The following is a 20,385-nucleotide window of genomic DNA, read 5'->3' on the forward strand; positions in this document are numbered from 1 at the left end:
GGAGAGATGTTAGAGTGCCGTAAGCAGCAGCGTCTTCGCCACACCCTCCACGGGCGAGGCTTGGTTGACAAGTACCAGCGCGTTCGTCCGCAGCAGGGAGAAGGTGTCGCCGGAGGTCGACCAGCGTTGCGGCCGGACCACGAGCCTCCCGGCTTCCATCTCCACCCGGGCCGGCCAGAAGGTCTCGCGGGCGTCGGGCTTCACGGGTTCGCCTCCTGCCAGTGGTAGATCGACAAGTTCCCAAGGCCGCTCTTCCCCCGCCATCAGTTCGAGGGCGAGACGGATCGCCACGTGGAAGCACACGAAGTGGGAGACGGGATTCCCCGGTATCACGAAGGCGGCCTGGCCGTTCCGGGTCGCGAAGGTGAGCGGCTTGCCCGGGCGCAGGTTCACTTTGCCGAAGTGGATCTCGAATCCGAGGTCGCGCAGGACCCGGGCACCGAAGTCGTAGTCGCCCACGCTGGCACCGCCGGAGATCAACAGCAGGTCGCAGGGCTCCGCACAGATCGTCGCCATCGCCGCGGGATCATCTCCGCAGCGGAAGCTCTGCAGCGAAGCTCCGCCATTTGCCGCTACCAACGCAGCCAGCAGGGTGGAGTTGGTATCGCGAATCATGCCTGCGGACGGCTTCTCCTCGGGGCCCACCAGTTCCTCTCCGGTCGCGACGTGCCGGATCACCGGCAGGCGGGTCACCATCGGCATGACCTCACCCACCTGGGCCAGCATGGCGAGCTCGGTCGCGCCGAGCCGAGTTCCTTCTACGACGACTGCCGTACCCGGAGTTGCTTCCTGACCCTTCAGGCGAATGAATGGGTTCTTCGGGAGTTCGGCGATACGCACGATCTCTCCGTCCCTCACGGTCATTTCCTGGGGCACGACTCGTCCGCCGCTTTCCGGGACAAGCGCACCGGTGAAGATCCGCATGGCCTCGCCTGCGGCCAGATCCTCGGTCGGCACCGCACCCGCTTGGATCTCTCCGGTGATCTTGAACTCCCCCGGCTCTGCATCCGCCCGCAGCACGTAGCCATCCATGGTCGCTCGATCGCCGGATGGATACCATGCGTCCGCGCGCACGTCCTCCGCCAGCAGCCGGCCCCGTGCTTCTGCCAGAGGGACGGCCACCGTCCCGAGCTTCGGTACCGCCTGCGCGATGATGCGCCGGGCTTCCTCCAAGGAAATCATGCATCCGTCTACAAGCGGTCCGGGCAGGGATCAACCTCCCAGCCGGGCCGGGAAAAAAGCGTTCGCGCATCCTCCTGCGCCCGGCTATTTCCCGCGTGGATGTCCATCGTCGTGCTCGCCTTTGCCCAGTCGCAGGATTTGTTCGGCTTTAGCCGGCAGGAGCTTGCCTGTGAGCCGGGGGATACCGCCCGCAGCCTTCTCCTCCGCCTGCGGCCGGATGCGGATCTCACCCATCTCCGGGTGGCGCTGGACTGCGAGTTCTCCACTTGGGACACACCTCTCGGCTCGGCTCGCGAGCTCGCGATTATCCCACCCGTTTCCGGAGGCTGATCGATCCGCCCATGCTTTCTGAAATCCACTTTACCGCCGATCCCATCGTCGTTCCGCCTGAGGTCCTGCCCTCGCTTGAGATCGGTGCTTCCGTAGAGTTTCGCGGCATCGTCCGGGAAATGGAGAACGGCGAGGCCTTGGGCGGTCTGCAGTACGAGGCCTACGAGCCGATGGCGCGCATGGTTCTCCAGCGCCACTTCGATGAGCTGGCCGCGATCCATCCCTGTGCCTCGGTTCTCTTCATTCACCGCACCGGCTGGGTTCCGGTGGGGGAGGCTTCGCTGTTTATTCGCGTGCTTTCCTCCCATCGGCGGGAGGCGCTGGCCTTCCTTTCTGACGCGATCGACCGTCTGAAGCTGGATGTCCCTATCTGGAAGAGGGTCTAGTTTCAGGCATCCATGAAGTGCGTCTCGGGAATTGGCTCCCGCTCCTGAAGTATACTCGGATCGGTTCGCATTTCGGCAGGCGGTGTGGCACCTGCAATGCTCGGAAGGGGCGCACCCCCGATACACTGCCATTTGAAGCCGCCCTCGTTCTGGAAATACACAGGCCTCCTGCTCTTCGTCGCCCTCATGACCTTTCTCGCCTTCGCGGTGGTCTTCGTGTCCAACTAGGTTGGTGCTGGCAAAGGCCGAAAAAAGCCCCGCTGCGACAAGGTCGCAGGCGGGGCTGTGAGAAACGGTTGGAATCCGGAGGGCTCCTATTGCTCTTCCTTTTTCTTTTCCATTTCGGCCTCCGCCGCCACGACCTTGCGGTCCTCGGGGATGATCTTGAACTCCATCTCGCCCGTCCGTGCATTGGTGCCGGGGAGTACGATCACCAATTCGCGCACATCGGGATTATGCTCCCACACGGCGGAGTAGAGGATCTGGGTAGGTGCTGCCTTGTAAGCGGCCTGGATCCCCATGTTGCGCATGTCACCACCCGGATCGACATCCACCGGGGTCCAACCTGCGGGCAGTTCGGTCACCTTTTTGTCGACCTTGGTCATCACCGGTTTGCCGGTCGCGTTGAGAAACCGGATCGAACCCCACCTGAATCGTCCCGCGTTGTCTTCGATCACATAGGGACGAACTCCGGTCGGGTTGGAAGTGTCAGGCAGGATCAGCACCAGGGGATTGGTCACCCCGGCTGGCAGCTTCGCGTCCACGCTCACCTGCTTGCCGTCCGGACTGGTCTTGTCCAGTGCGACCAAGGTCAAGGGGATGTCCTCGGGCACATTGATCGAGGGCGACCGCTTCAAGTGATGAAGGTCCTTGATCTCCACGATTTCCTCACCCTTCTTCACCGCCAGCTTGCGGTTCGAGATGGACTCGTCGAACGAGAGGAAACGGTAGGGTGCTGCTGCCAGCGATCCTTGGAAAGCCAGCAGCAGGAACGAGAGGAGGCCGAGTTTTTGGGCGCCGCGATGGAATAGCATGGAGACGGTGATGGGTTCGGACGTTCGCCTCTTCACTGCAACTGAATCTCCGCGCGCGGGATCTGGCGGAAGGAAACGATTTCGAAGCGGCGCCCGAAGGTTTGATTCACCAGGGTCAGGTCTGCAATCGCGGAATACGATTCATCTTCCGGATCGATGAAATCCGGCACCCGCTGCACTACCGCTTCGCACCAGGCACGGGCCGTGACTTCGCCGTCGCCGTTCTTGGTTTCACCATAGCCGCGGATCGTGAAGGTATCCGAGCGGCAGGTGATGACTGGGGCTAGGGACTGCAACAGGTCCGCCTGTGACAGATAACCGGGGATGCCGATACCGGTGTTCGCCACGATGTGGCCGCGCGCATCATTCGGGTAGAAGGTCGTGGCGAAGTTCGACTGGTTGGCACTGGTGTTGAGGCCGGTGGCATCGATCGCCGACTGGATCGCACCGCTGCGGCCCAGATCGGTGGTTTCGATACGGCGGTTTACAAACTCGGCCAACGACAGGAATGGTCCGCGGCGTTGCACCTGGGTCACGATGTTTCGGGCCAAGGAACGGATCTGATTGTCGTCCAAGGAGCGGAAGCCATTCCAATTATTGCCGTCGTTGCCCGTCGGGCTACGGAAGCGGGGATAGCTGGCTTTATTGCTAGCGCCGGCGCTCATGCCGTCCGTCTCGAAGCGCTGGCCACGGAGGCCGGAAAGCACCGCCACCCAAGCTTCTTCGTCGGTAGAGTTGATGTTGAACGCGCCGTCCACCATCAGGTGGCCTGCCGCCTTCGTGCAACCGGCGGAGTCGGTCAGTTCGGAGACCAGGTCCTCGTCGTTCATATCGCCGCGGTAGAGACGCATGCGGGGATTGCCGAGCGGTCGCTCGAGTGGATTTTCGATGAACTCTTGAAGCACGTTCTTCGTGGTCTTGTTTTCGCTGGCCACCGGATTGTCCCAGGCATTGGTGATGCTCGGGCGGGAACCCGGGGTGAGCCACGGGGCGATGCCGCTGAAGAAATAGCCGTCCCACAGAGCCTCGTTGGTGAGGAAGCAGGTATCGTAAACAGGAGCCGGGGTTTGGGTATCCTTCTGGATACGGAAGGCCGCCCGGTTACGGCCCAACCATGCCGAAGCCCAGCTGTTGCCGAATTGGTAGGCGGGAGCATACGGCGAGGAGGCCAAATCCGCGTTCTGGAAGTTCGCCAGCGAAAGCATCGGCTGCCTCGGCAGGTCGAAGAACGGCAGGATATGCTGGCCGGAGGCGCCATGGGAGTTACCCCAGAACGAATTCCGTCCGTCCGCAGTGGTCTGGATCGCCCCGTTGAAGCTGGCGGTGGCCCGGATGGTGGATTGATAGTGCGGGGCCGCCGGGAAAGTTCCGTTGGCCAGCACGTGGGTGATCGAGGGATTGCGCGGATTGGTGGTGTAAACCAGATCCGCCACCGCACGGCCGTCGACGTTCTCCACCGCGGTGCGATGGAAGGACTCGATCACTCCAACCGGAGTAGGAGTGGCAGCCTTCAAGGCTGCACCGGAGATCGACGGGGATTGGAAGGAAGCGGCATCCGCCACGAAACGCAGCATGTAGATGTCCGAAGTTGCCTGGCCCCCTTGCACGCCCTCGGCGATAGTCGTCTTCAGGCGGGTGGCATCCTCCAGCGTGACGCCATAGTGGTAGACTCCGCTGTTGTTACTCATGCGGACTTGGATCTTGAAGGTGTCGCTCGATTGGAAGGGCACCAGCTTCACCGCGTCGTTCGGTCCGTCGGCAAATCCCATCGGAACCTTCAGGCCACCCTTGGTATTGAGCTGGCTGGCATCCGCCACAGGACGCATCTTGATCGTCTTGTTGACGAGCGGATCCATCTTTTGGAACAGCGTCGTCGTGGGGGTCGAAGGGGCGAACACCCGCACTTCACCCGGTTCGAAGCGGATCGGGGTGCTCGTTCCGCCGGTGCCGTCGTTCGAGATCTGACAGAGGAAGTAAGGGTTGACCTGGCGGCCGTGGCCGACATGCACGAACTGCTTGCCCATCAGCGGCGCCATGCCGACTTCATAGGTCTTTTGCAGGGTGCTGCGCTTGACCTCCCAGCTGAAGTTGTAAGGAACGTCGATCCACTGGTAGGCTGCGGCCCCCTCGATCTCGAGAGCGGAATTGTAGGGATTCCACAGCGAAATGACCGGGGTGATGACGATATTCGCCGCACCACCGCTATCGAGCGTGGCGCTCAGGAGATACACCATCCGGTTGAGAACCGGCTTGAGAGCCGTCTGCGACTTGATGCCGCGGGGAGCCTTGGACGGGGTAGGCAAGGCCGATCCCGCGGAGGTCAAAGTGAGGGCCCGGTGGTCGAGTGCGCGTTCAGCAACCGTCGGCGGGCTGTTGCCACCATACATGTGGTGGGCGATCCGATAGTAGGAGCGGAGGTGGTCGAAGGTCGGAACCGCGGCACCATAGAACCGCTCGGCCACTTGGAAAACCCCGTCATAGTTGAGCACCGAGGTCACCAGCGGGTTCTCGGTATTTGAGATCGGGCGGAACAGCGGCATCTCGCCGCGGAAGTTCGCCGAGCCGCTGCTGGGTACGGAGAAGCCCGCCTTCGACTTGTTCCCGCGGAAGGGGTTTGGCGTGTCGCCCCAGTTACTGGCAGCAAACTGGCCGTCTGAAAGCTCGAAGCCCAAGTTGAGATCCACCTTCAGGCCGCCGAAGACTGCGTCGGTCAGCAATCCGTTGGAAGAAGTGGTGAAGCTCTTTCCGATCAGGTTGTTCGGAGAGTCGGAAAGGGCGCTATCCAAGCTGATCTGATTCACGGACAAAACCTTGCCCGAGCGCAGCTCGAAGCCGGAATCCGGCTGCTTGAGGCCCTCTGCATCGGCTAGGGAAGGCCGCGGTTGCGCCTGCAGCACCGCATTGCGCGGCAGCTTCTCGTCAGTATCGGGACCGCCCACGTTCACCTTCGCCTTGGTGTTTTCCTGCGCAACGACCCACGCCAGCGCACCGGTCTCGGTCGGCACTCGCTGCGCGCTGAGGTCGAAGCCGTTCTTCGCCAGCGTGAAAAGCTTCACCCAGTCCTGTGCCGGCGCGCTCTGCGGGAAGTCCCGGTTCTTCAGCGCTTCGCTGTCGATGCTGGAAGCCAGCCAAGTGCGGAAGGCCGTGTTCTTCTGCGTCGTGTACTGGCTGCTGGCGATCGACTTGTCCGGTTGGGACACGAAGTTGTGGGTCCACGAGTTGTAGACCCCTACCAGTTGCTCCTGCGAAACTCCTGTCGCGATCGAGGCGTCTGCCGTGATTCGCCGGTCGTCGCCAGCATGCTTCTGCAACTGGCCAAGTGCCATGATGACCGCCATCCGGGCATTCGCATACGCCTGCGCTTGGTCGTCGCCGGTGGTGGAGGAGCGGAGCGAAATCGCGCTGAGCGACATCAAGCCTACGGCCAAAACGGTCAGCAAGACCATCAGGCTGAGGGTGATCACTAGTGCGAAACCTCCCTGTTTGGGGTTTCTTCGGATGTTCGGGTACATCGGACCTATGGGTTGTTTACGGGTTGCCATGAGCGGAGGCTCATCAGATGACGGGTTTCCACGGACTATACGCTCGCGGACGCTCACCGGTTTACTCAGTAACCTAATTTTGACGAATATACATTGTAAATAGTTCTCCCGATTCAGTTTTTGCGTCACAGAGAACGGTTCTTGTAAGATTTTACTTTTCTTACCCTCCTTAAAGATCGGGTTGGAAGAGCATCTCTCTTGAGCTAGGAACTTGGCTAGCGATGCCCCGGACCTCTGGTGACACCCGAGCCTTTGAAACGCCCGTGCCGACGGCGGACCTCCTCCTGCTCCTCCCCGTTGCTGTATTTACGTGTGATGCTCAGGGCTACCTCCGGTCCTTCAATCCGGCGGCCACGGAACTCTGGGGGCGACAACCCGAAATCGGTCATGATCGCTGGTGTGGCTCCGCCCGTCTCCTGCGGCCGGATGGGCGCGAGCTTCCACGGGAGAGTTCCCCCCTCGCTCTGCTCTTGAATGGCGGCCTTTCCGAAGCGTCCTCGGAGCTTTTCATCGAGCGGCCCGATGGAATCCGGCGTCGCATCCTACTCACCCCGCGATTGCTTCATCATCCCGATGGAGTCGTCGCCGGAGCGCTCGCCACGGTCCAAGAACTCATTGATGGGGAATCCATAAGCCGGTTGCCCATGGAGAATCCCTCGCCGGTCCTCCGGGTGGATGCCGCGGGCATGGTTACCTTCACCAACCCCGCGGCAGATGCCCTCCTGAGTTCTCTGGGTTGCAGTCGTGGCGAATTGGTACCGTCCTCATGGGCGGAATTTGTGGGCGGCTCCCTTCGCTCCGATGTGAAAAGCAGCGTCGAACTGCGTGTGGCGGAGGCCTTCTACCAAGTCGCGATCGTACCCTTCGCGGACGCAGGTTACGTCGATCTCTACTTCAGCGACATTTCCGGCCTCAAACGCACCGAGGCGGCCCTGCGCGTGACGGAGCAGCGCTTCCGCACCCTGGCCATGAACTCGCCCGTCGCCATCTTTACCAAGGATGTCGCCGGGGAATACACCCTTGCCAACCGCATCGCCTGCGAGGCGCTCGGTCATCCCGAGGGCGTGGAGGGCAAAACGGATCACGACATGCTCTCCCGGGAGCTCGCGGACATCATCCGGACCCACGATCTACAGGTCATGGAGGGCGGGGTGGCGGTCGATTGGGAAGAGTCCGTCCACGGCCGCCGCTTCTTGGCCTCCAAGTTTCCTCTGCTCGGAGAAAATGGCAGCCCGGCGGGTGTCTGCGGCGTGGCCATCGATATCACCGAACGTTCCCGGGTCGAGGCCCTCCTGCGCGAGAGCGAGGAGCGCTTCCGCACCCTGGCCAACCATGCCCCGGTCGGCATCTTTCTTTCAGCGCCCGACGGGAAGGCACTCTTCGTGAACCGGAATTGGTGCGAGATGGCCGGCATGAGCGCGGCCGCGGCGCTCGGCAGCGGCTGGACCACGGCGCTCCATCCGGAAGATCGCGAGCGAGTGCTCGGAGGATGGGATGATGCCGTGCGCGATCACGCTTCGTCCGCTAGCGAGTTCCGCTTTCTCCGGCCGGACGGCTCCATCTGTTGGGTGCAGGGAGATGCGCTCCGGCTCGTCGATGCCAATGGTTGCCATACCGGCTACATCGGCTCCTGCGTCGATATCACCGAGCGCCGCCGCTCGGCCGAGGAACTCGAGATGATCACCGCGGAGGCGATGCGGAAGCGCCGCCTCTACGAGGGACTGCTCTCCACCACTCCAGACCTCGCCTACGTCTTCGACCGCCAGCACCGCTTCACCTATGCGAATGAGGCCCTGCTCAAGATGTGGGGCAAGACTGCGGAGGAATCCATCGGCAAGACCTGCCTGGAACTCGGCTACGAGCCATGGCACGCGGAGATGCACTCCCGCGAGATCGAGGAGGTGATCGCCACCAAGCTCCCCATCCGCGGGGAGGTACCCTTCCATGGCACGGCGGGCCGCCGCATCTACGACTACATTTTCAGCCCGGTGATCGGTGCGGATGGCGAGGTGGAAGCGATTGCCGGCATCACCCGCGATGTCACCGAGCGCAAGATCGTGGAGGATCGCGCCCAGTTCCTCAGCGAACTCAGCGGGACCCTTGCTTCGCTCAGTTCGGAGAAGGAGATCATCGCCGCCACGGTCCGCTGCGTGGGCGAGCGATTGGGCTCCCATCGCTGTTATTTTGTCGAATGTGACCCGGGACAGGATCGGATCGACGTCCGGGAGAACTGGGTCCGCGACGATGCTCCCGATATCGGCGGCTCTTATCCGCTGAGCGATTTCGGCGGGGACGAATGGTGGCGGAGCTATTCGTCGGGCAACTTCGCCGTGGCCGATGTCTTCAGCGATCCTCTCACCCGTGATCGCGGCGAAGCCTATCGCCACTTGGGTGTGCTCTCATACGCCGTGCAGCCATTCAAGGGCGAGGGCAATGCGACCGTTGTCCTGGCCGTCACGGACGATCGCCCCAGACCATGGGCGCCGGAAGAACTCAGCCTGATCGAGCATGTCGTTGCCCGCGTCTGGCCGATGGTTCAGCGCGCCCGCTCGGAGTCCGCATTGCGGGAGAGCCGCCGCCAGTTGCGCCTCGTTTCGGACCACGTGCCGGCGCTGATCAGCTATCTTGATCGGGATGAAGTGTTCCGCTTCGCCAACGGCCGCTATCAGGAATGGTTCGGCGTGAAGCCGGGAGCGATGAAGGGCAAGCCGCTCAAGGAACTCCTCGATGAGGAAACCTACCGTCAGCGTGCGCCTTATATCGCCCGGGTCTTGCAAGGGCAGACGGTCAAGTTTGAAGGCCCCACCCGCCATCGCGAGCTGGGCATGCGGGATTTGGAGATCTCCTATGTCCCGGATTTCCGCATCACCGGCGGAGTCCGCGGCTTCTACGTCATGGCGCTCGATATCACCGATCGCAAGCGCACCGAGATGCTGCTGGAACGCCAGGCCCGGCGCCTGCGCCTGCTGTGGGAGGCGGCCGGTATCATCCTCACCTCGGAGGATCCGGATGCCATGCTCCAGCGGGTCTTCTCGAAGATCAGCCCTATGCTGGAGGTGGATGTCTTCTTCAACTTCATGGTGAATGAAGCGGGAGAGGCTCTTCAACTTCAGTCCTGCCGCGGCATCAATCCCGATCTCCGCGATGGCCTGCATCGCCTGGAGTTCGGGCAGGCGGTCTGCGGCACCGTCGCGCTATGCCGCCATGCCATCGTTGAAAGCCGCATCCAGTATTCCGACAAACCGATGGTCCAACTCGTCAAAGGCATGGGCATCCGCGCCTACGCTTGCAATCCACTGATCGCCGGGGACGAACTGTTAGGGACCCTGTCCTTCGCCAGCACCACGCGGGATGCCTTCGATCCGGATGAGCTGGAGTTCATGGAGACCATCGCCCACTACGTTACCGGAGCCTACGCCCGGCTCCGCTTGGTGGATAACCTGCGCACCGCGGACCGCCGCAAGGATGAGTTCCTCGCCACCCTCGCGCATGAGCTGCGGAATCCCTTGGCCCCCATCCGCACCGGACTGGAGGTGATGAAGATGGCGGGAGACCGTCCGGAAACGATGGAGCGTCTCCGCTCCACCATGGAGCGTCAGGTGGAGCAGTTGGTCATGCTCGTGAATGACCTGCTCGATGTTTCCCGGATTACCCGCGGTAAGCTCCAACTCCGCGTCGCTCCCGCGGAACTAGGTGCGATTGTCCGGAGCGCGGTGGAGGCTTCCAGCCCGCTCATCGATGAAGCCGGCCACCAGCTCGAGGTCACGCTCCCGGACCAACCGGTATACCTTCAGGCGGACCCTCACCGTCTGGCCCAGGTGATCTCGAACTTGCTCAACAACGCTGCGAAGTACTCCGGCCGCGGCGGCAAGATCGCACTGGAGGTCAGCCACGGCGGCTCCGAGGTCTGCGTGAAGGTGCAGGATAACGGGATCGGCATTCCTCCTGCCATGCTGGAGCGGATCTTCGAGATGTTCGCCCAAGTCGCACCTGTGGAAGGCGGGGACTATGGCGGCCTCGGGATCGGTCTCACCTTGGTCAAGTCCTTGGTGGAAATGCACGGCGGTAGCGTGCGCGCGGAAAGCGCCGGGGCGGGGTTCGGCAGCACTTTCAGCTTCCGTTTGCCTCTGCCTGACGAGGTCGCCGCCATCCCGGATCTTGGTAATGGCGGGATACAGGCGGCTGCCCCGCGATCGCGTCGTCGCGTTCTGGTCGTGGATGACAACGAAGCCGCGGCTGTAACCCTTGCCATGGCCATCGAGCAGATGGGGCATGAGGTGCGGGTCGCGGCGAATGGCCGGGCTGGCTTGGATCTGGCGGAGAGCTATCTCCCGGACATCGTGTTCATGGATCTCGGCATGCCGGTCATGGATGGCTGGGAAGCCGCCCGCCTTCTCCGCCAGGAGAAATGGGGACAGGCTGTGCTGCTCGTCGCGCTCACCGGTTGGGGGCAGGCCGATGATCGTCGCAAAACCCGGGAAGCCGGCTTCGATCACCACTTGGTGAAGCCCGCCCATCCATCCTCTATCCGCAGCCTCCTCGAGTCGGAGCCCACTGCCTAGGGCCTTGCAACTGTCTAGGCGGGCGCGGTCTCGAAACGATGGCGATACCGCTCGACCAAAGCCCGGAGCACGTTCGGCTCCACCGGCTTGGCCAGATGATCGTCGAAGCCGGCCCGGGCGGACTCCAGCCGGTGGCTGTTCTGGTCGTAGCCGCTGAGCGCGACCATCACGATCTGCTGCCCGGCCTCCTCGCTCCGGATGCGCCGTGCGGCCTCCAGACCGTCCAGCTCCGGCATCCCAATGTCCATCAGGATCAGTTGCGGGGCGAAGCTCGCGGCCTGCTCGATCGCCGCCAAGCCGTCGTAGGCTACCCGCACCTGATGTCCTTCCATTTCAAAGAACATGGCGAGGATGTCGGCCGCATTCCGGCCATCATCCACGACCAATACTTTCAGAGGAGGCGGCGCGGCGGCCGGGGCGGTAGGTACATCGCTTTCCACGGTGGCAGGGAGGTGTTCCGTGATCATGCTTGGGCGACCGGAGTCAGGGAGAAAAATCGGATCAACCTTGATGCCTTGAAAGAAGGCGCCCCGGCGACTGCAGAATTCCGAGCTGCCCTAAAATTCGGAAGTCCGCGTCGCCGGGGTCTGGTTGATGTGGGTCGCTTGCGGGCGGCACACCCAGCCTGCATTGATGCCCGGTTGCGACACGGTAAGATATAGCAGAAGGGGTGCTCAGGTTTTGCTTTTGTTCGGATCATGTTGGAGATGAGTCGAATATCGAATAATTGAGTTGTTAGATAAGAGGCTTTCGCATTGCAAAACAGAGCATTTTTGCGCCCTAACCGATGCAAACGGCAATTCAGACTCCGGTGCCTGCCAATCGTTCCAACTCGCTTGCCACCTCCGCGGCATTTTCTTCGAGCAGTCGTCTTTCCCGCCGGGTGAAGCGCCGCGGGGATGTGTCCATCACACATAGCGCCCCGATCGGCATCCCGTTTGCAGCCCGGATAGGTGCACCGGCGTAGAATCGCAGCTCGTGCTTCACGAGCATCGGGTTTCCGGTGAAGCGCCGGTCTCGCTTCAGATCCTCGACCACCACCACCTCGTTCGCGGCCACCACGTGGGCGCAGACGGAGAGGTCCCTCGGGATTTCCCGTTCCTCGGCCAGCTCTTCCGGCAGACCGGTGTGAGCCTTGTAGTATTGGCGGTCCCGGTCGACCAAGGTGATGGCCGCCACCGGAACCTCGAAGACGCGGGACATCTTTGCCGTGACATGGTCGAGCGCCGGTTCGCGCTCCGGATTGACCAAGCCCAACTCGTCCAAGGTGAGCTGCCGTGCCTCCTCATCCTCCGGCACGGGGGGCGGCTCCTTTTGCTCGGTCAGGCGAAAGGCGAGCCGGTCGCACCAGTCGGCCGCCGCCTCGAGCGTGTGGAAAACTTCCTCCGCCCCGGCCTCCCTCAGCATCTTCACATGCTCCGCACTCTCCCCGTCCTGGCTCCAGAGGCAGACGATCAGCCGCTGTTCCGGCAGGCTCTCTCGGATCTTCCGGCACAGATTGCGGGCGTGGATCGGCTTGGATGGCGCCACCACCGTGATGCAGGCCAGATCGGCCATCTTCCTCCCCAGTTCGGACACCAACTCGCTGGTGATGCGGCGGTCGGGGGAATGACCTGCCTCGAATCCGTGCTGGCGTAGCAAGTGCGCCAGCATGGTCCCCGCCAGTTCGTCCCTCTCGGCCCGGGCCGGGAGACACTGGATCCGCAGGGCAGGGAGCAGGACCCCATCCTCGGAGGGAGCTTCCGGAGCGAAACGCTCTCCCAGATCTTCCACCATATCCCGCACGGCCGTGGCGATGCGATCCCGTTGCTCGGTATCGATCAGTCCTTGGCGGTGGTCCTCTTCCGCCGCCATGACCACCGGCACCAGCATTTCATCGTAGAGTTCTCCCAGAGACTTGGACTTCAGGAAGCCGTCTGCCAGTTCGCTCTCGTCGTGTTCCCCGGCGCGGAGCATGCGGTGGTAACAATCCTCCGCCGGTGTAAGCGCCTGCTCTTCTCCGAGCACCACGCTCAGAAAGGAAAGCTGCGGGATATGGCGGCCCATGACCACCAGGCATACGGTAATCGGTGTAGCCAGCACTAGGCCCGGCGTGCCCCACATCCAGGTCCAGAACACGGCCGCCACAATCAGCGCGATGGAAGAAACGCCGGTGCTGGAACCATACAGCCAAGGTTCCATCACATTGTTGCTGAGAAGCTCGATCACCACGAAAAGCCCGATCGTCAGCAAGGGGGGCAGCCAGGTGGGAGAAACCGCGAGCGAGAGAATGATGGGGAAGGCCGCGGCGATCCAAGGCCCGATGTACGGGATGAACCGTAGCACCGCCGCCAGGGCGCCCCAGAGGATGGCATTTGGCACGCCGATGAAGTAGAGCCCCAGGGAAAGCGGAATGCCGTAGGTGACATTCACCACCAACTGCATGAATAGATACTTCCGCACCCGCACGGCGGCATCATCCATCGCTCGCGTTGTCGAGCTGATGCGACCTTGCCCCACCAGCCGGATTAAGCGCGCCTGCAGGTCGTCCCGCTTCAGCAGCATGAAGGTGGCGAGCAATAGGACCAAGGCCGCGGTTCCCAAGGGTCCCAAGACCGGAGTCAAAATCCCGCCAATCTCGCCGAGCACGGAAGAATCCGGCGTCGCCACCACCTCCACCGGCATGGGGTCACCCTTGGCCTCCTGGGTTTTCTGGTCCGCTTCGGCGATGGCACCGGGAAGATCTTTCTTCAGATCTTCCATGGTTTCCGAAACCTTGTCGAAGGTTCCTCCTTTCGGGAGCTGCACCGCTTGTAGTTTGGCCCGGATATTCTCCTTATAGCCCGGAAGCTGGTTAGCCAGGTCCACCGTTTGGGCAGCGAGAATCCATCCCATCCCGATGGTGCCGCCCACGATCATAACCATGGTGAAGATCACCGCCGCCACCTTTCCGATCCATTTCTCCAACTTCGTGACGAAGGGGGAGAGCAGGAAAGTGATCAGGGCCGCCAGACAAAGGGGGATCAGGAAATCCTTGCCGAAGTAGAGGCCCGCGATGAGCGCCGAGCTCAGAGCGATGGCCCGGATCCCGATGAGGGCCTCCGCTGCCGAGCGCCGATGAGTGGAGGGGGGCAGGGAAGGGTGGCGGGAGGTGGAGGGCATTTGGAAAGGGCTTCGCAGAACCGGTGCCGCGCTTCCAAGGCCCATCTAACGTGGATCCGCTACCGCGCAATTTGCAATCTGCATAGCGCCAATCGCCTATGGATTGCATAGTGCAACCACTTTACCAGAGCCCTGCATCTTGCATCGCCCGCTCTAGCAGCACTTTCCCGTTTCGCTCGATCAGTTCCCCGTGGCCCGGGATGATCCGGTCGAAGTCGGAGGCAAACACCTCTTCCAAGGACTTCCGGAACGCCTCACGGTCGCTGATGCACCATTTGAAGATCCGGCTCATCCCCGGGTAGCGGTGGAAGCCCGCGATGTGACGATGGAAAAAGCGATCCCAGCCGCCTTCGCTAGCCGGGAAATTGAAAATCAGATCGGCCAAGATCAGCGTTCGGGAGGGCCGGTGAAGGATCAAATGCTCCTCCAGCTTCGGCGCGCCTGCCAGCCGGATCACCCGGATCTCCTCGTTCCATTCCTGCGGTGCCGGGATCAAGTCCTTCACCGGGAACTCCACCACTTTTCCAAAGCCCGGCGGGCCCAAGAAAGGTATCCCGGGAAATGCCTCTCTCCCCTCCGCGGCATAGGTGTCGTGAAGCAGCATCGATTCGAGCAACCATGCCGGCTCCCCTGCACTCCTGATCGCGGCGATGTCGGCTGAAGTGAAGGGCGCCATCGAGTGCACGATCAGTTTTCCTGAGTTCAAACGGATCACGGTCACGGTTCGACCATGGCCGGTGCCCAGCACCGAAAGCGGATAGCGCAGCGTCCAGAGCCCTGGGGCGATCTCGTTCATGCTCATCCCGCTTCTGAAGGGTGCTGATGATTCTGGCAAGGACCGGCTCAGGCCCCGGCGTTCAAGGGGGAAGGTGCTGCCAGCACCGTCTCGCGATCTTCCTCCACACCCTCGATGTCATACTGCAACGTGAGCGGGGTGTCGCAACCGGTGGAAGCATACTCCCCGTGCCCCCGCAGGCTCGCCAGCTTGCCCGTACCGGAGCTTGGAATCACACTGAAGGTGGACTTCGCGGTTCCGCCTTCGAAGCTACCGGCGTGTTGCAGTATGAAGCTGCCGGTGTAACCGGCCAAGCCTCCTTGCACGCGTTCCATACCGAGAAAAACCGCCGAGCCATTCTCGCGGTAGCTCATCAGATACTCGACCACTCCCTCTCCCTCGATATCGCCGCGGTAGCTCACACGCGCGCTCACACGTGTCATCTTGGGCTGTCCCGTCTTCTCGTGGATGGGTTTCTCGTCCCAAGATTCGACGGTGAAGACGGCGTTCGCGAAGTTGCTCATCCCTTCCTTCCAGCACTGCGGACACCAAGTGCCTGAGGGATTCAGGGAGTGCTTGAAATCAGCTTGATACGAGGAGCCCGGAGGCCTTGAGGGCTGTTCTTCGTCTCGCATTGTGCATCGCCCTCTGCGAAGCGGGTGCAAGCCGCACGGATGCATCAAGCTCCGACCGGTTCCGGTCGGAGCCTTCAACCCCATCTTGGAATAGGCGGGCTTATTTCGAAGCGCGCATCGTCAGAACCTTGTCCCGCGGCACCCAGTTCTCGAAGGAGCCGTCCTTCAGCACGCACCATTCATCGGACATGTAGATCAGTTGCCCGCGCAAGGTGCCATCCGGTTGGAAACCTGCAGGAGCGGCTTGGGTGGCGGAGAGATCCGGCCGCTCCGCCCGCGGGTCCAAGGTGATGATACATTCCGCGTTGTAAGGATACGCGAGGGTGGTTCCGGTTGCGGGCGGCTTGGCATTTTGGGCACCGAGCTGGACATAGGAGATCGTGGCCAAGGTGGCCGCGGTGAGGATCAGGAACGTTTTCATATGGGACTTGAGTCAGGGGTTCGGGGATCTAGCTAACAGAATGCACCCGTGTCGTGCCAAACGCAAGGATCGAGCTGGATGTCTCGCAAGCACTTGAAAGAGCGCCAGTCGGCTCCGCTTCCTTTCGGCACAAGGATTGCACGCGTCCGGTTTCTCCCCGCTCCGTGATGGCACGACCGTTGCGAGATGGGAGCTACCATGAAAAAACCGAACAAACTCAAGCAGGCTCGGGGCGAGAGCGGTAAGATCGGCTGGATCTTGCTCTGGCTTCTGGGCGTGCCGATTCCGGTTCTGCTGATTCTCTTTCTCCTGCGCGGTTGCACCTGAACCAGCCCGGCATTCATCCATCATTGTCCTAACAGCCGAGGCCTGCGGGATAATGATTAATTGCATCTTGCATTTGCTGCCAAGCTTGTCGTAGCGCGGTCGGACCTCTAACTTTCACGCCGATGGCTTTGCCCTTGGAAGACGAAAAACAGGATCTTCCGGCGAACCCCTCAACGGGTCCTCCGGCACGCGACTTGGGAGAGGAGGCGCTTCAGATCCTGGGCAATATAGGACAAGGATTTCTGACCGTCGATCCGGAGTTCCGCATCGCCTACATCAATCCGCGGGCCGAAGAGATCGGCGGCCGCAGCCGTGGGGAACTGGCGGGGCAACCCTTCTGGGACGTATACCCCGGAGTCGCCGGAACCGATGCAGAAGGTCACTTGCGAACGGCGATGGCTCATCGCGTTGTCCGGCGCTTTGAGTTCTTCCACCCTCCTTGGCACGTATGGTTCCGTTCTCACGCGATGCCGGCGATGGATGGCGGCCTGATCCTTTTCTTTGAGGACATCACCGAACAACGTGAGACCGACCTTGCACTGCGGAAGGCGGAAAGATTCTTCACGGCGATTGCCGAACATAGTCCGGACTGCATCAAGATTCTGGATTGCGAAGGCCGCATCATCTGGATGAGCCCCAAGGGTCTGGCTTTGATGGAGATCGGCAGCTTGGCTGAAATCGAAGGCCGCTCTTGGATTGATCTATGGCCCGACGGTCATGGACGGGACTTGGCCCGCGCTGCATTCGACGGTGCCCTGCGCGGGGAATCCGTCGGTTTCGAGGAGTGCTGTCCCACTCTGAAAGGCCATCGTAGGTGGTGGAATGTGGCCTTGGTATCGCTTCCCGAATCACCGGGAGATCCAGCCCGCATGTTATCCATTTCCCGGGATGTCACCGAGCGCCGCCAGATCGAGGCGCGCCTGCGCGAGAGCGAGGAACGCTTCCGCAACATGGCAGATCATGCCCCGGTCATGATCTGGATTGCCGGTGAGGATGGCCTTTGCAGCTATTTGAGCCGCTCGTGGTACGAATTTACCGGCTTGGAACCCACCCGCGACAAGATCGCCGATTGGGCCACCGCCGTGCATCCCGATGATTTGCCCGAAGTGGAGGCTCGCTTGCTGCAAGCCCATCGGCGCCGCTCCGGTGCACCGGTCGAATATCGCGCCCGTCGGCACGACGGGGAATACCGTTGGCTGCTGGATGCTGCGGTCCTTCGTCATGGGAGTAACGGGAAGTTCGCCGGCTATATCGGCTCGATGACCGACATCACGGATGGCAAAACGGCGGAGAGTGCGGTCCGCCAGAGCGAGGAGCTGTTCCGCACCCTTGCGAATTCGATTCCGCAGCTTGCATGGATGGCTCATCCGGACGGCCGTATCTTCTGGTTCAACCAGCGCTGGTACGATTACACCGGCAGCGAGCGCGGTAGCGCGGATGCGGAGAATTGGCGCGGCTTTCATGGTGAATCGGATGGTGCCGCTCCGATGGAAGCATTCGACCGCGCCATCGCTTCCGGTTCCTCTTTTCAGGATGCTTTCACGCTCCGTCGTGCGGATGGCGAGTATCTCTGGCACCTTTGTCAGGTGCTCCCGATCCGGGATGATGAAGGGCAGCTCCGCCTTTGGTTCGGCACCCACACCGATATTACCGAGGAGCGCGATGCCCAGCGCCGGAAGGATCAGTTCCTCGCCACCCTCGCGCATGAACTGCGGAATCCCATCGCGCCCATCCTCACCGGGCTCGAGGTTATCCGCTCCTCGTCTTCGGATGCCTCCACGATCGCCCAAGTGGCCGCGATGATGGAGCGCCAGGCCGGGCAAATGGTCCACCTCATCGATGACCTCCTCGACATGTCCCGCATCAATACCGGGAAGATCGTGCTCAAGAGGGAGAGCGTCGAACTCGGACAGGTGATCCGCAGCGCGGTCGAGGCTTCGCAACCGGTCATCCAACAATACAATCACGAGTTCGTGGTGCGGGAGGATGGAGCCCGGATCGCGGTTGACGTGGATCCCCATCGCCTGTCTCAAGTCGTATCCAATCTTCTCTCGAACGCCGCCAAATACACTCCGCCACGTGGCCGCATCGAGCTGGCCTACGGCCTTGATGCTGCCTCGCGTCCCTATGTCACGGTGAGCGACAATGGCAAGGGCATCGACCCTTCCCGCCGCGAAGTGATTTTCAAACTCTTCGAGCAGGAAGACTCCGCCCGCCAAGACGGGCTCGGCATCGGTCTCACCTTGGTTCAATCGCTCGTGGACCTTCACGGCGGGACCATCGAGGTGGAAAGCGACGGGGTGGGGAAGGGCAGCCGCTTCACCGTTCGGCTCCCGGTAATTTCGCTTGAAGCCCCGCCTCCGGATGCGCTCCTGCCCCCGGCCCCTCAGGAGACCACCGGCCTGAAGCACGTTCTCGTGGTGGACGACGGCAAGAGCACCGCGGATATCCTCGCGATGTTCTTCGAACTGGAAGGCCGTGAAGTCACCGTCGCCTACGATGGCGTGGAAGCGCTTGAAGCCGCCACCGCCCGCATGCCGGAACTCATCCTCATGGATCTGGGCATGCCGCGCATGGATGGCTTCGAGGCGGCCCGCCGCATCCGTCTCCTCCCTGGCGGAGACCGCGTGACCATGATCGCGCTCAGCGGCTGGGGCCAGGAGAAGGACAAGCTGCGTTCCCACGGAGCAGGCTTCGACGATCATCTCATCAAGCCCGTGAGCCCCGCCGACCTCCGCGCCCTCATGGAGCGCCTGCATCCCCGCCCCTGAGACATGGCATGCCCTTTGCAAACAGGGCGGTCCCATGAAAATCGGCGAAGACACTCTGGCAGGAAAGACCGCACTGGTAACGGGTGCGGGTTCAGGAATCGGCCTCGCTTCCGCGAAACTCCTGGCTCAAGCCGGAGCCCGTGTCGCCTTGCTCGGCCGGACCGCGGATGAACTCTCGGACGCCCTCGCGGAGATCGGCGGCAAGCAAGCTGGCCACTTCATCGTGAAAGCCGATGTCGGCGACGAACAAGAGATGGCTGAAGCTTTCAAGACTGTCTCCTCGCAGTGGAACCACCTCGACATCCTCCTGGTAAACGCCGGCATCAACGGCGTCTGGGCTCCCCTCGACCGCATGGAAGTCGCCGAGTGGGACGAAACCATCCGCGTGAATCTCCGTGGCACCTACCTCACCACCCGCAATGCGCTCCCACTCCTGAAAGCCCGGGGTGCCGCCGTCACCATCGTTTCCTCCGTCAATGGCACCCGCATGTTCAGCAATACCGGCGCCACCGCCTACGCCTGCACCAAGGCCGCTCAAGTCGCCTTCGCTAAAATGATCGCGCTCGAACTCGCCAAAGACCGCGTCCGCGTGAATGTGATCTGCCCCGGCGCCATCGATACCAAGATCGACGATTCCACCGAGAAACGCGGCTTGGAAGACGTCCGCCTCCCGGTCGAATTTCCCGAAGGAGAAATCCCTCTCACCGACGGCGAACCCGGCACCGCCGAACAAGTCGCCTGCCTCGTATGGTTCCTCTCCTCCGATGCTGCCTCCCACATCACCGGCACGGAGATCTTCATCGAGGGCGCTCAATCCCTCCTCCAAGGCTGAGCCCTCAGCGCGCCCGCAATTTGCGCAGGGAACTCAGGTGAGCCTCCAGCCGCGGCATCAGCACCTCGCGGATCTCATCCTTGATCTCATCCATCACCTCCGGGTCGTCCAACGACACGAGATAGTCGTCGATTCCCGACAGCTCTCCCGCCTCCAGCGCCATCAACGCGGTGGTTTCTCCGAAAACCTTGGCGAATCCCTCCACCGCCTTCGCGAACTGTCCCCACACCCCGGAGTTCTCGTCCGGCTGCACGCCCATGTCATCGATGTGCGCCCTCAAGCGACCGACGCTATCCATGTGATCCTGGCGGATGGACTCGAGAATCGACCGCTCCGGCTCGCGGTGAAATTTTCCCAATGCTTGGGTGTAGGTCTCCACGGCTGAAAGCTCCCCCCTCAGGAGGCTATTCGAAATGTCGATGCATTGGTCGAAGGTGGCGGTCATGG

General features: G+C 62.0%; 15 protein-coding genes. 6 read left to right on the forward strand and 9 right to left on the reverse strand.

Going from position 1 to position 20,385, the window contains the following annotated elements:
- Window positions 1-9 precede the first annotated feature (9 nt).
- Complete coding sequence (locus OJ996_RS00335; RefSeq protein WP_264509983.1) at window positions 10-1,182, reverse strand: molybdopterin molybdotransferase MoeA; 1,173 nt, start codon at window positions 1,180-1,182, stop codon at window positions 10-12.
- Window positions 1,183-1,281: 99 nt separating this feature from the next.
- On the opposite strand from OJ996_RS00335, the gene OJ996_RS00340 reads away from it, so the two are divergent.
- Together OJ996_RS00340 and OJ996_RS00345 are read left to right on the forward strand one after the other, a co-directional pair.
- Window positions 1,282-1,512 (forward strand): MoaD/ThiS family protein, encoded by a 231-nt coding sequence (locus tag OJ996_RS00340; protein WP_264509985.1) that lies wholly within the window; start codon window positions 1,282-1,284, stop codon window positions 1,510-1,512.
- 11 nt (window positions 1,513-1,523) lie between these two features.
- Window positions 1,524-1,898 carry a molybdopterin synthase catalytic subunit gene (locus OJ996_RS00345; RefSeq protein ID WP_264509987.1) on the forward strand — a complete coding sequence of 125 codons (375 nt, stop codon included), beginning with the start codon at window positions 1,524-1,526 and terminating at the stop codon, window positions 1,896-1,898.
- A 314-nt stretch (window positions 1,899-2,212) separates the two neighbouring features.
- Here the strand turns inward: OJ996_RS00345 and OJ996_RS00350 are convergent, their stop codons facing one another.
- The gene (locus tag OJ996_RS00350; RefSeq protein ID WP_264509989.1) at window positions 2,213-2,932 is read right to left on the reverse strand and encodes a hypothetical protein; all 720 of its coding nucleotides are present in this window, start codon (window positions 2,930-2,932) and stop codon (window positions 2,213-2,215) included.
- A gap of 32 nt (window positions 2,933-2,964) precedes the next feature.
- Entirely contained in the window at window positions 2,965-6,396 is a 3,432-nt protein-coding gene (locus OJ996_RS00355; RefSeq protein ID WP_264509991.1) for a hypothetical protein, read from the reverse strand.
- A gap of 722 nt (window positions 6,397-7,118) precedes the next feature.
- Between OJ996_RS00355 and OJ996_RS00360 the strand changes: the two genes are divergently transcribed.
- A complete protein-coding gene (locus tag OJ996_RS00360; protein ID WP_264509993.1) occupies window positions 7,119-11,036 on the forward strand; it encodes a PAS domain-containing protein in 3,918 nt (1,305 codons plus the stop codon).
- Window positions 11,037-11,050: 14 nt separating this feature from the next.
- Here the strand turns inward: OJ996_RS00360 and OJ996_RS00365 are convergent, their stop codons facing one another.
- The 5 genes from OJ996_RS00365 to OJ996_RS00385 all read right to left on the reverse strand — a co-directional run bounded on the left by OJ996_RS00365 (window position 11,051) and on the right by OJ996_RS00385 (window position 16,008).
- Window positions 11,051-11,503, reverse strand: coding sequence for a response regulator (locus OJ996_RS00365; RefSeq protein ID WP_264509995.1), 453 nt, complete (start codon window positions 11,501-11,503; stop codon window positions 11,051-11,053).
- Between the two features lie 334 nt (window positions 11,504-11,837).
- Window positions 11,838-14,177 (reverse strand): AI-2E family transporter, encoded by a 2,340-nt coding sequence (locus OJ996_RS00370; protein WP_264509997.1) that lies wholly within the window; start codon window positions 14,175-14,177, stop codon window positions 11,838-11,840.
- 121 nt (window positions 14,178-14,298) lie between these two features.
- On the reverse strand, window positions 14,299-14,973 hold the full coding sequence (locus tag OJ996_RS00375; protein ID WP_264509999.1) for an MBL fold metallo-hydrolase: 675 nt from the start codon (window positions 14,971-14,973) through the stop codon (window positions 14,299-14,301).
- A 47-nt stretch (window positions 14,974-15,020) separates the two neighbouring features.
- Window positions 15,021-15,476 (reverse strand): DUF3224 domain-containing protein, encoded by a 456-nt coding sequence (locus OJ996_RS00380; protein ID WP_264510002.1) that lies wholly within the window; start codon window positions 15,474-15,476, stop codon window positions 15,021-15,023.
- A 211-nt stretch (window positions 15,477-15,687) separates the two neighbouring features.
- The gene (locus OJ996_RS00385) at window positions 15,688-16,008 is read right to left on the reverse strand and encodes a hypothetical protein (protein ID WP_264510004.1); all 321 of its coding nucleotides are present in this window, start codon (window positions 16,006-16,008) and stop codon (window positions 15,688-15,690) included.
- 198 nt (window positions 16,009-16,206) lie between these two features.
- On the opposite strand from OJ996_RS00385, the gene OJ996_RS00390 reads away from it, so the two are divergent.
- From OJ996_RS00390 to OJ996_RS00400, 3 genes are all read left to right on the forward strand, one after another.
- Window positions 16,207-16,335, forward strand: a complete 129-nt coding sequence (locus OJ996_RS00390) for a hypothetical protein (RefSeq protein WP_264510006.1) — start codon at window positions 16,207-16,209, stop codon at window positions 16,333-16,335.
- Window positions 16,336-16,457: 122 nt separating this feature from the next.
- Window positions 16,458-19,106 carry a PAS domain-containing hybrid sensor histidine kinase/response regulator gene (locus OJ996_RS00395; RefSeq protein WP_264510008.1) on the forward strand — a complete coding sequence of 883 codons (2,649 nt, stop codon included), beginning with the start codon at window positions 16,458-16,460 and terminating at the stop codon, window positions 19,104-19,106.
- Window positions 19,107-19,140: 34 nt separating this feature from the next.
- Complete coding sequence (locus OJ996_RS00400) at window positions 19,141-19,938, forward strand: SDR family oxidoreductase (protein ID WP_264510010.1); 798 nt, start codon at window positions 19,141-19,143, stop codon at window positions 19,936-19,938.
- 4 nt (window positions 19,939-19,942) lie between these two features.
- Here OJ996_RS00400 and OJ996_RS00405 read toward each other — a convergent pair whose 3' ends face one another.
- Window positions 19,943-20,383 carry a DUF2383 domain-containing protein gene (locus OJ996_RS00405; RefSeq protein ID WP_264510012.1) on the reverse strand — a complete coding sequence of 147 codons (441 nt, stop codon included), beginning with the start codon at window positions 20,381-20,383 and terminating at the stop codon, window positions 19,943-19,945.
- Window positions 20,384-20,385 lie beyond the last annotated feature (2 nt).

It is taken from the genome of Luteolibacter rhizosphaerae (assembly GCF_025950095.1).
In the GTDB taxonomy this organism is placed as follows: domain Bacteria; phylum Verrucomicrobiota; class Verrucomicrobiia; order Verrucomicrobiales; family Akkermansiaceae; genus Haloferula; species Haloferula rhizosphaerae.